At 66.5% G+C, this 11,494-nt stretch carries 9 protein-coding genes; 2 read left to right on the forward strand and 7 right to left on the reverse strand.

Annotation, left to right across the window (positions count from 1 at the left end):
- Nucleotides 1-77: 77 nt before the first annotated feature.
- A complete protein-coding gene (locus WD271_01880) occupies nucleotides 78-2,021 on the reverse strand; it encodes an NAD(P)/FAD-dependent oxidoreductase (protein MEX1006576.1) in 1,944 nt (647 codons plus the stop codon).
- A gap of 669 nt (nucleotides 2,022-2,690) precedes the next feature.
- Here WD271_01880 and WD271_01885 point away from each other — a divergent pair.
- Together WD271_01885 and WD271_01890 are read left to right on the forward strand one after the other, a co-directional pair.
- Nucleotides 2,691-3,011 (forward strand): YdhR family protein, encoded by a 321-nt coding sequence (locus WD271_01885; GenBank protein ID MEX1006577.1) that lies wholly within the window; start codon nucleotides 2,691-2,693, stop codon nucleotides 3,009-3,011.
- A gap of 19 nt (nucleotides 3,012-3,030) precedes the next feature.
- Nucleotides 3,031-4,884, forward strand: coding sequence for a winged helix-turn-helix domain-containing protein (locus WD271_01890; protein ID MEX1006578.1), 1,854 nt, complete (start codon nucleotides 3,031-3,033; stop codon nucleotides 4,882-4,884).
- A 321-nt stretch (nucleotides 4,885-5,205) separates the two neighbouring features.
- Here WD271_01890 and WD271_01895 read toward each other — a convergent pair whose 3' ends face one another.
- The 6 genes from WD271_01895 to WD271_01920 all read right to left on the reverse strand — a co-directional run bounded on the left by WD271_01895 (nucleotide 5,206) and on the right by WD271_01920 (nucleotide 11,405).
- A complete protein-coding gene (locus WD271_01895) occupies nucleotides 5,206-5,721 on the reverse strand; it encodes a hypothetical protein (GenBank protein MEX1006579.1) in 516 nt (171 codons plus the stop codon).
- Nucleotides 5,722-5,949: 228 nt separating this feature from the next.
- Nucleotides 5,950-6,879, reverse strand: coding sequence for a YVTN family beta-propeller repeat-containing protein (locus WD271_01900; protein ID MEX1006580.1), 930 nt, complete (start codon nucleotides 6,877-6,879; stop codon nucleotides 5,950-5,952).
- 348 nt (nucleotides 6,880-7,227) lie between these two features.
- Complete coding sequence (locus WD271_01905) at nucleotides 7,228-8,064, reverse strand: GNAT family N-acetyltransferase (protein ID MEX1006581.1); 837 nt, start codon at nucleotides 8,062-8,064, stop codon at nucleotides 7,228-7,230.
- Nucleotides 8,065-8,359: 295 nt separating this feature from the next.
- Nucleotides 8,360-9,856, reverse strand: coding sequence for an NAD(P)/FAD-dependent oxidoreductase (locus WD271_01910; protein ID MEX1006582.1), 1,497 nt, complete (start codon nucleotides 9,854-9,856; stop codon nucleotides 8,360-8,362).
- Entirely contained in the window at nucleotides 9,853-10,275 is a 423-nt protein-coding gene (locus WD271_01915) for a bleomycin resistance protein (protein ID MEX1006583.1), read from the reverse strand. The genes WD271_01910 and WD271_01915 overlap by 4 nt, the downstream gene beginning before the upstream one ends.
- A gap of 17 nt (nucleotides 10,276-10,292) precedes the next feature.
- Nucleotides 10,293-11,405: an amidohydrolase family protein gene (locus WD271_01920; protein ID MEX1006584.1), complete on the reverse strand. Its 1,113-nt coding sequence runs from the start codon at nucleotides 11,403-11,405 to the stop codon at nucleotides 10,293-10,295.
- Nucleotides 11,406-11,494: the final 89 nt, after the last annotated feature.

Consider the following 11,494-nt stretch of genomic DNA (forward strand, 5'->3'; position numbering starts at 1 on the left):
CGCGTCGAGGGGCACCGCCACGTCGAGCGGCTCCGGTCGTCGGATCGAACGCGCTCATGAACCTTCCGACGGCCGGTTCAGCCGACGATGTACTGCTCGGGGTCGGCCGATCGCGTCCACTCCCAGTACAGCTCCAGCCGCCACGGCGAAAGCGTGAAGATCTTGCCCTGCGGGTTCTTGTAGTGGCTGTGTTCGATCGACGGGTGTGACCACACGAGCTGATCGATCTCGCGGCGGTACCGCTCGACGTATTCGTCGTGCGCGTCCTTGCACACCTCGATCGTCCGTGCTCCGGACGCCAGGACCCGGTGGATGCAGTCCATCGCGTAGTGGATCTGGCATTCGGAATGGAAGAACAGGCTGGCACCGTGCGCGAGGTTCGTGCCAGGGCCGTACATACAGAAGAGGTTCGGGAAGTTCGGGATCGCGATCCCGAAGTACGCCGTCGGCTCGTCGCCCCACTGGTCGCGCAGCGACACGCTGTTCCGCCCGGTGACGTCCATCGACGCGAGGAAGTCGTTGTGGCGGAACCCGGTCGCGTAGCAGATGACGTCGGCAACGTGGCGCGCGCCGTCGACGGTGAGCACACCTTCGGGGACGATGCGCTCGATGCGCGTGTGCACGAGCTCGACGTTCGGCTTCTCGAGCGTGCGCAACCAGGACCCGTCGTCCTGGAGAATCCGCTTCCCCATCGCCGGGTAGTCGGGGATCGACTTCTCGATCAGGTCGGGCCGGTCCTCGAGGTGCATCGTGATCCACGCCGTCAGCTGCCGGCGCCGCAGCTCGTTCTGCTCGTTGATCGAGATGCCCTCGCTCGAACGGAAGTCCGGATCGACCCGGTAGGGCTCGGTCCCCATCGCGATGCCGGGATAGAGCATGAGGAACCGGAACCAGCGCGCGTAGAACGGGAGGTGTTGCATCGCCCACCGGTCACCGGGCGGCACCTTCGCGTGGTACAGCGGGTTCGGCAGCATCCACTGGGTCGTCCGTTGGAAGATCGTGAGCTGCTCGACCCGGTCCGCGATGGTCGGCGCGATCTGGAACCCGGAGGCGCCGGCGCCGACGAGCGCGAACCGCTTGCCCGTCACGTCGAGCCCGTGCGGCCAGCGCGCCGAGTGGAACGACGGGCCGGCGAACGAGTCCATGCCGGCGATGTCCGGAAGCCTGGGGATGTTCAGCGAACCGACCGCGCTGATAACGAACCGCGCCTCGAGGACCTCCGTGGTCCCGTCCGGGTTCCGAATGCCGACATGCCAGAAGCTCGTCGGCTCGTCCCACGTCAGGGACGTAACGTCGGTCCTGAAGCGGCAGTGCGAACGGAGCTCGTACTTGTCGAGCACTCCGACGAAGTAGTCGCGCAGCTCGGGCTGCTGGCAGAAGTACTCGGTCCAGTGATGCGACGGCTCGAACGCGTAGCAGTAGTGATGACTTCCGACGTCGACGCGCGCACCCGGGTACCGGTTCTCCCACCAGGTACCACCCGGACCCTCGTCCTTCTCGACGATCATGAAGGGAAGGCCGGCCTGCGACAGGCGGATCCCCGCGAGGATGCCGGACAAGCCACAGCCGATCACGACGACCGGCGACGCAGCCCTCGCCTCGTCCGACACCTCGTCGCCCCACGAGATCGCGCCGCTGTCGGCGCCGTCGAACTGCATGTCCTCGAGGAACATCGGCACCATGACCCCCTCGAGCGGCTTACCCGCGAGGAACGCCATCATCTCGACGAGAACGTCTCGGGACAGCTCGTGCGGAATGCACCCGCCGTCCCGGTAGGCGGCGATGGCCGGCACCGCGCGGCGCCGGATTGCGGCAAGCTCCTCGTTCTCGAGACCGCCTTGCAGGTCCGCGGCGTTCGGCACGCTCCGGAGCGACAGCTCGCGGATCCAAGACGGATCGCCCGTCATGTGCACAAGCGAGCACAGCAGCACGGGAACGGACACGTCCTCGAGCGCGGCGGCGATGGCGTCGTCGTCGTCGGTGAACGGTTCACCGATGTGCGGGTTCCGTACGTCGTTCACGGTGGTGAGCGTAGAGGCGCCGCGACGGGAACGCTCGCCGAAACCCGCCGACGGGCACCAACACCAGACGTGCCGGACTGCGCTCGCGTCGCCACCGTCAACGACGCACAAATCCGCGATACGCGTGAGCGTCCGCTTGAGGGCCCGCGGAGGTGCCGACATGGCGCGCTCGATGCGTCGATCGCTGGAGTGTTCGGTGCGCGTGGTCCGGCGCGTCCCTGATCGGCACGTCGGGGGCATTGCCTCGCGTGGTTATGGCCGCTCGTTCTGGGACGGCCGTCAGCTGCGGAGGTGCATCCCGAGCCGTCGATCTGTCCCGCTCTCCGTAGGCCTCACCGCCGTATCGACGAACCCCCTCGCGGTGATCATTGAGCAGTCCCTCGGTCGGTGGTCGGTGTTGGCAGATACCGCCACCGCCACCGGCCGGGGGACACTCGACGTGGATGCCTCAGCGAGGAACGGCGACTTCCACTGGCCACCAGCGGGAACTCTCTCATGGCCATGGACACAAGTTGTTTGACACGCTTCACCGACGAGGGACCGTTGCTGCTGTCCACGACGACGAGACCTGAGCACGGAAGCCCGATTCTCATCAAGTCCTCATCTACGCAGCCCGGCGGCATGTCATCGTCGTCTTGTGGGCCGCCGGCCCGGACCAAGGAGGTCGCTGTGCAGATCCTGATCGTGAACTTCAACCTTGACGGACTCTCAGAGGAGGAATTCGCGAGCTCGTGCGACGAGCTCGCTCCTGCCTTCGCCGCGGTCCCGGGACTCGCTTCGAAGGTTTGGCTCGCCGACCGCGCCGAGGGGATCTTCGGCGGCGTGTACACGTTCGAGTCCGAGAAGGCCGTCGACGACTTCCTCCAGTCGGACGTGTTCGCCGGAGTCGGCTCGACACCCGGTCTCGTGAACATCTCGGTCCGTCGCTTCGGCGTACTCGACGGGCCTACCCGTGTCACCCGTGGGTTGGCGCAGCCCGCGGGCGTCTGAGCCTGGCACTCTTGTCGCGATGAGCGACGGCGTCACGCTGAAGGGACGGGAGCGCGAGCTCGCGTCCCTTCAGCGCGTGCTCGACGCGAACGGGCCGCGTGTGGCGTTCGTCTACGGCGTCGCGGGCATCGGCAAGTCGGCACTGCTCAACGCCTTCGCGAGCGGAGTGCGAGGGTCCGGAACTCAGGTGTGGCGGATCGACTGCGCGGCCATCGATCCGACGGAGTCGAGCTTTCGCGCGGCGCTCGACGCGGCGGGCTGGCAACCAGGAAGCGCTGGCGTCGTGCTCGTCGACACCTATGAGATGTTCCGCATCGCCGATCCCTGGTTGCGGCACGAACTGGTTCCGTCGTTGTCGACGGAACTGCGCTTCGTCATCGCCGGGCGCGACGCCCCGATGCTCGAATGGTCGACCGAGAGGGGTCGAGTGGGCGGGCTCGAGATCCTCCCGCTCGTCGGGTTGACCGATGAGGCCGCGCAAGCCTTTCTCGCCGACGCGAATGTGGCGGAAGACCACGCTGACATGATTTGCCGAATCGCGCGCGGCCACCCTCTGTCGCTTCGCCTCGCCGCGGAGGCAGACGTCGCCCACATGCCGATCGACGAGGTCGGGCCGCGCGTGGTCGCCGCGCTGGCGACCGCGTTTCGCGCCGGCCTCGATGACGAGGGTCGCCGACTCCTCGACGCTGCATCGGTGCCTCGCCGAGTGACGAGAGGTGTCCTCGAGGCAATGGCGTGCCAAGACCCAGACGACGCGATGGAGAGACTCGGGGCGCTCAGCTTCGTAGACGAAACATCGGAAGGGTTGCGGCTGCACGATGCGGTGCAAGCCGCAGTCTCCGCCCGGCTACGCGCCCTCGAACCTGAGCGGTTCCGCGAACTGCGCTCGGCCGCGTGGCGCCATCTCCAGAACGAGACACGGCGGGCGGGCGCGAGTGACCTCCACCGATTCACCGCGGACCTCCTTTTCCTCATCGACAACCCGTTCGTCCGCGAGGCGATGTTCCCCGCGACTGCCCATGCGTTCAGTGTCGAGAGGTCGCGGGAGGAGGACTCCGAAGCTCTGCGAACGTTGTGGCACGAATTCGAGACACCGGAGGGCGCCTCGGTGTTGGACGCGTGGTTGCGCCTTCGTCCTGACGCGGTCCGAACGGTTCGCGACCGGACCGGAGCCGTCGTCGGGTGTTCGATCGTCGCCGAGTGGCGAGACATCCCGCCCTCTCTCGAACGAGCCGACCCAGTCGTCGCAGCTTGGTCGCGGCACGCCGCGCGTGACCCGCTGCCTCCCGGCCAGCGGACTCTCACCCACCGGCGCTGGCTCGCCGCCGGCACGGGCGAGGGCCCGAGCGGCGTGCAGGCCGCGGCGTTGCTCGATGTCAAGCGTGATTACTTCCGTCTGCGGCCACACCTGGGTCGGCTCTACCTCAGCGTCCGCGACCCCCGGCCCTTCCTCGACGCGCTGCGCACGCTCGGCTTCCGTCCCTTCGACGAACCCATCGAGGTCGGCGGCGAACCGTTCCATCTCGCGGCGCTCGACTTCGGACCGGACTCCGTCGACGGGTGGCTCAACCGCATCGCCGCGGCCGAACTCGGCGAGAGCGATCAGCCATTCCTCGATGAGCGCGACCGCAGCGTCGATCTCGGTGGCGCTCGCATCCAGTTGTCGCCCCTCGAATTCGGAGTGCTGAATACGCTCGCCGCCCACCCTGCGGCGCCGGTGTCGCGCGCCGACCTACTCCGCGAGGTATGGGGCACGAGTTACGACGGTGGCAGCAACACGGTCGACGTCGTGATTCGCAGCCTCCGCAGGAAACTGGGCGCCGTTGCCGACCGCATTGAGACTGTCCGCGGCGTCGGCTACCGACTCAGGTGAGCCACGGCCCTAGCAGCTGAATGTTGTAGCGCCCTCATCGCCGATCCACGTCCAGGACGCGCGCCCACACCTGATAGTGCCACCGCCCCACCTCGGGGTTAGTCCCGGCACCGACGAGGAGCACGCGACAGTCAGCGCGTCACAACTCCCGAACCCCAACGGGCAGCCACGACGCATCCCGACGTGCCGATATGCGCTCAGCTCGAGCTGTCATCCAGCGGATTACGAGTGCGCGTTCGGTGCGTTGGGCGTCTACCGATCACGCGATCGACCGAGCCGCGACGAACGCTTACGTCGCGCTCTGGGAACGGTGGGCCAGGTTCATGTGAGCGTGGTCAACCCCCCGATCGGCACGGCCATCCATTCCCCCTCGGCGTCGCGCAGCGAAACACACGTGCGCTCGATGACCTCGCGCTCGAAGGTCGAGCCGACACGGGTGCCATGACCACGCCGGAGGAGGCGGGTGAGGGCTGGCACCTGCGGGAACGTCCTCGACGGCTCCCAGCCAGCCGCCCGTGCCTCTCGATAGACATTCACGACGGCTCCGACAAGATCGTCGTCCCAACCGGTATAGCCACGCGCTATCGCGCGGTTCAGTGCGCGGGGACGTCGTCGCGGCTTGACCATCGTGATCTTCATACCCTTGAACTCCGCGCCCGCGGCGACACGACCCCAGAATCCGTCGTGGAGTGCAAGACCCGCCTCGACGGTGAGGTGCTCCAGATCATGCGGCAACCCCGACTTCGTCGTCGCACGCGTCTCGACGAGCGCGCCGTCTTCCCGAACTGCTCGCGCGAGACAGACTCGCTCGGATACCCGGACGAACTCGACGTCCACGACACCAACGTACGCATACAGCAAGCGCGGGCCGGCCAATTTCCTGATGCGGGCCGGGTAGCACCACGCCGAGGAATTCGTTCGGTGCGCGTCGCAGCGCGCGGCAACGCATGTTCTGTCGTCGCGTTCTGTTCGGTTTCGCGCATCTGAAGCGTGCCGCGGATCGGCAGTTCTGGCGCGCGAGATATGGGTGGCCAGGCGACGTTCCCAACCGCGTCGGCTGGTGAGTCAGCGCTCGCTGATCACCGACACCGTGTTGTTGTTCTGGTTGGTGACATAGACGGTATTGGTGTTCCGATTCACCGCCACACCATACGGACCGGTGCCGACGGGGATCGTGGCGGTCACGGTATTGGTCCGCCCGTTGATCACCGCCACCGTGTTGTCGGTCGCGTTGGTGACATAGACGGTGTTGGTATTCGGGTTCACCGCCACCGCGGTTTGATCGCCGCCGACGGTGATCGTCGCGTTCACGGTATTGGTCCGCCCGTCGATCACCAACACCGTGCCGTTGCTATTGGCGACATAGACGGTGTTGGTGTTTGGGTTCACGGCCACACTGGCCGGACCGCCGAAGTCGAGGATCGTGGCGGTCAGGGTATTGGTCCGCCCGTCGATCACAAACACCGTGGCGCTGCCGGTGACATACACGGTATTGGTGTTCGGGTTCACCGCCACCGCGTACGGACTGGCGCCGGGTTCGATGGTGGCGGTCACGGTATTGGTCCGCCCGTCGATCACCGACACCGAGTTGTCGGAGCCGTTGTTGGCGACATAGACGGTGTTGGTATTCGGGTTCACCGCCACACCAGTCGGAATGGTGCCGACGGGGATCGTGGCGGTCACGGTATTGGTCCGCCCGTCGATTACCGACACATTCTGGTCGCCGCTGTTGGTGACATAGACGGTGTTGGTATGCGGATTCACCGCCACACCGAACGGAGCGGAGCCGACCGGGATCGTGGCGGTCACGGTATTGGTCCGCCCGTCGATCACCGACACCGTGCCGTTGCCGCTGTTGGCGACAAAGACAATCTTGGTATTCGGGTTCACCGCCACACCGTACGGAGCGGAGCCCACTGGGACTGTGGTGGTCGTGGACGCGACCGCCGTCCCACCAGGCAACCCGACCGCGAGCAGCCCGCCGATCAGCAACACCCCCGCGACACGCCGAATCCCATAACTGCTGCTGCGCAGCGCGTGACCTAGAGACATGATTCCTCCCTGTTCCCGCCCGTTCCCCGCCAAGAGAACCGGACACCGCTTCCCGCGAACCCGCACCGCTCGGCGCGTGGTGGATGTGCGCGATCCGACTTCGGCGTAACTCTAAACGACCCACACCGGCTGAATGCAATGCCGGTGAGCGTGACGACCGCAACCGCGGACGTTACGCAGTGCCGTGACCGGACGCGAGGCACGTAGTAGTCACACGCGCACAGATTGCCCGGTCCGCGACGCTCCCGCCAGGACGTTCGTCACGACAGAACATCACCCGTATAACGGCAGCTATGGCGCGGAGTCGCTCAGACGCTTCTCCCATGTCAGCAACGTGTCGTCGACCTCGATCGGTCCCGACCGGATCTCGATCGTCCCCATCACACGCTTCGGCGCGACGCCCGCATCGACGTACCCGCACTGTCGGTACAGCGCCTGAGCAGGGGCGTTGTCAACACTGACGGTGAGGCACAGCCGATCGAAACCTCGCGTGCGCGCCTCGTCCTCGGCGCGGGCAGTAAGCGCTGAAGCAATTCCGCGTCGCCGATACTCGAGGCGGACCTCCACATCCTGCAGTTCCGGTGGATCGGTCAGCGCGAGGTGCGCATGCCCAACCGGCTCGTTGCGTTCCCAAGCGACGAGATAGAACCCATCCCCTTGGTGCAGCCGCGCCAATCCGAGCACGGACACAACTAGCTCAACTTCGGCGGAAGCGAGCGGGCGAACTTCTGCCATCGCCGCCCAGAATGCCCGCTCCGGATCGCCGCCGCCACCAGCGTCGCCGCGCCAGAAGATCACCCGCACCGAGCGGCACGCATGCGCTCTGGTGTCATGCCCAGAACTGATCCCAAACGGGCAATCGAGCGGCATGATGTGTATCTCGTCGACTGCGCCTGCGTTGTTCACGTGGTACAGGGTGCACACATCGAGGTTCAGTTCCTGCCCTTGCCGCTTGCCCGTCGCGGTTTCAATCACCGTTGCGTATTCATCGCCGCCGAGGATCTCTTTGACATCGGTCGTTAGCGCCCCGTCGGTCAATTCGGTGATGAGGGCGATGAACTGAGCGATGCCCGACTTCCCGCGATAGGTACCCGCCCGCGCGTTGGTTCCGTGGTCATGCTGGACCACGTCGTCGGCATCACCGCTTGAAGCCCTTCCAGGTCACCGGCGAGGTAGCCGTCATAGATTCGCTGCACAACCTCGATTGCACTCTCTGCCATCTTCACGCTCCCCCTTGGGACAGGTACGTGTTGGCATTGTCAGCCATCCAAGTGTTCGGGCCTGTCGGCGCAACAGAATACCTGCGCCACCCGCGGCGTCGTTTCCCTAGCGTCGCGTCGTAGCGTGCAGGAGGACGCGACGCGGTCACTGACGGCTACTGCGGTCAGTGCGAAATCGCGCTGACCACGCACGCCGTCTTCCGTCAGACAACCCGTCGCCGGCGGGTCGTGTCGCTGACGCCGCCGAACACCTTGGTGAGAGCTCGGTAGACCGAGCAGCTGGTGGGCCACTGGGTGACGACCTTGCCCGTGGGCGCCTTGAAGTAGTTGTTGCTCATTGTCCAGGAGGTGCCAACCATCTTGGACTGGAGCCACCGGTTCCACAGGGCGTCGAAGCTCGGCCTGACCTCGACGGCCGTCACGCGCTCGCGCCGCATGCGCAACATCGCGCGCACGGCGTACTCGGACTGGCTCTCGAGCATCGTGACGATCTCCCCACCGTTGGTGCCCGGCCCGTAGAGCATGAAGAAGTTGGGGAACTCGGGGACCGTGATGCCGAGGAAGGCGTGCGGCTCGCCGGCCCAGTACTCGTTGAGCGTTGTGCCCGTGCGGCCCAAGACCTTCAGCCGCGCGAGGTAGTTGGCCGGCTGGAAGCCCGTCGCCATCACGAGGACGTCGATCCTCCGCTCGACGCCGTCGACGTCGACGATCCCCGTGCGGGTCACCGAGGCGACCGCCTTGGGGATCAGCTCGACGTTGGGCTCCTTGAGCGCGGGGTAGAACGTCGTGGCGAAGACCGGCCGCTTGCCCGGGTAGGGGTACGCGGGGGTGACGGCCTCCCGCAAGTCGGGGCGATCCTCGAAGTTCTTGGCGATGTAGTCGAGGCAGAACTGGCGGCGGGCGGCGTTTTCCTTCGTGTCGACCCGGAAGATCTTGCCGCCCCAGATGTTCTTCTCCATCAGCCACTTCAGCCGAAGGCGCTCCTTTTTGCGCCGCCACGGGTTCGAGAACGCTCTGCGCTCCTCGTCGGTGAAGTCGCGTTCGCCCTTGGGCATGACCCAGCCCGGTTCGCGCTGGAACAGGTACAGGTGCGCCACGATCGGCTGGATGGCGGGAACGATCTGCGTGGCCGTGGAGCCCGTGCCCACCACGGCGACGACCTTGTCGGTCAGGTCGTGTTGGTGCTCCCAACGCGAGGTGTGGAACTCGGGGCCCTCGAACTCATCGAGCCCCGGCCAGTCGGGGTAGCGAGGGACGTTCAGGAACCCCACGCCGCTGATGAGCACGTGGCACTCGTCGGTGGTGCCGTCGTCGAGCCGGACCGTCCACACATGGCGGTCGTCGTCCCACGTGGCCGACTCGACGGCCACCCCGAGGCGCAGGTGCGGGCGCAACCCGTACTCGTCGACGGTCTCCTCGAGGTACTTCTGCAGCTCGGCCTGCTGGGCGTGGGTGCGGGTCCAGTCGTGCGGCTTGAACGAGTACGAGTACAGGTGCGAGCCGACGTCGACCTCGGCGCCGGGGTAGGTGTTGTCCCACCACGTCCCCCCGATGCCGAGCGACGACTCGTAGATCGTGAACGAGTGGATCCCGGCGCGCTTCATCTTCACGCCGGCGGCGATCCCGCCGAAGCCGGCGCCGACGACCACCGCCCGCGGCGTTCCCTCGGGACCGAACAACTCCTCGGCGCTGGGCTTCATGCGACGTCTCGGGGGTAGATCATGAACTCCAGGAGGTTTCCATCCGGGTCGCGCACATACACGCTCGACGCATCAGCGCCGCGAGCGCCTCGTCGCGCCACTGGACCCTCGATGATGTCGGCCCCCGCACTGTCCAGCACCGCGTGCAGCGATTCCGGTGATCCGCCCCACACGAAGCAGAGATCGCCGCACGGCGGTTGCGCGGCCGGTGCCCGGAGGGTGAAGCCTTCCCGCTGCCATGTCGCCGCACGATGAAAGTTGATCATCTGGTCGCCGACATGGACCGACACCAGGTGGGGAGTCTCGTCGACCTCCAATCCGAGCGAGCGATAGAACGCCACCATGGCTTCGGTGTTCTGCATCGGAAGGGCGACGTGATCGAAGCCGCAGAGAGTTCCGGACTGCTGAGGTTGCGTCATCGAATGTGAGGGCGTGCTCAGGGCGCCGGCGTCAAGCGGTACAGCTGGGCACAGTTGGTCATCGTGATCTTGCGGCGGTCCGCTGCGGGCAGGGTGCCGAGCGTCTCCTCGATCGCGCGCCGCGAAAAGGGAAAGGTGCTGTCGGTGTGCGGATAGTCCGATGCCCACATGCACGAGTCGGCGCCCAGGAGCGGAATGAGATCGGTGCCCAGCGCGTCCTCCTCGAAGGTGGCCATCACCTGGCGACGGAATAGCTCGCTCGGAGGGGTACGGGTGGAGTAGTCGATCTTGTCGCGGAGGTTGCGCCACTCCAGGTCGGCGCGCGCCAAGAAGTACGGCAACCATCCGACGCCTGACTCCGCGAGCACCAGCGTGAGACCGGGATGCCGCTCGAGTGCGCCGCAGAACATCATGATCGCGAGCGGCTCGTCGAGCTGCAGCGGCAAGACCGTGGCGAACGCCGCCGACTGCCACTTGCCCATCCGGTAGCTGAGATTGGAGGAGGTCCCGCCCTTGAGATGGAAGCTGATGGGGAGGCCGGTGCGCTCCGCGGCTACCCACAACTCGTCCCAGGCAGGGTCGCCGACGTCGATGTCGAAGACGTCGATGATCGCGCCGCGGTGGCCGAGTTCCGCGCACCGCTCGAGTTCGGCCGCCGCTGCCTCCGGCGAGTGGCCGGGCAGGAACGCGAGGACGCACAGCCGATCGGGAGCGACCGCATTGAACTCCTGGACCGCCCAGTCGTTCCACGCCGCGTAGCACGCGTCCTGCAACGCGGGGTCGAAGATCGGAAGACCCAGCGCGAGCGGTCCGTAGATCACCGAGCCCAACAGGCCGTCGCGCTCCATGTCCTGCAGCCGCAGCTCCGGGTTGCCGGCACGGAAGCCGTCGTCGTCGATGCCGGCTCGCGAGATCGCGTTGAGGCTCTTCAAGAGGTCGCTGTTCCGGGGGTTCCCACTGCCGCCCAGCACGCGGTCTTCGCACACCCATACCGACTCGCCCTCGCGCTCGACCACGTGCGGTCCGCGCTCGGCCTCGGCACGCGGCAGCCGTGACTGCCACAGCTCGGGCGGCACCGCACGAAGATCCAGGTGGTCGTCGCAGGAGTAGATGCCGGTCGCCGGTTCCATACCGCGCCCTTCTCTCGGCGCCTCCCATCTCCACTCTTGGCGCCTTCGGCGCCGGGCCGCTCGGCCCCGCTCGCTGCGGCGCAGGGTAA

This window comes from Acidimicrobiia bacterium (assembly GCA_040880805.1).
In the GTDB taxonomy this organism is placed as follows: Bacteria; Actinomycetota; Acidimicrobiia; order IMCC26256; family DASPTH01; genus DASPTH01.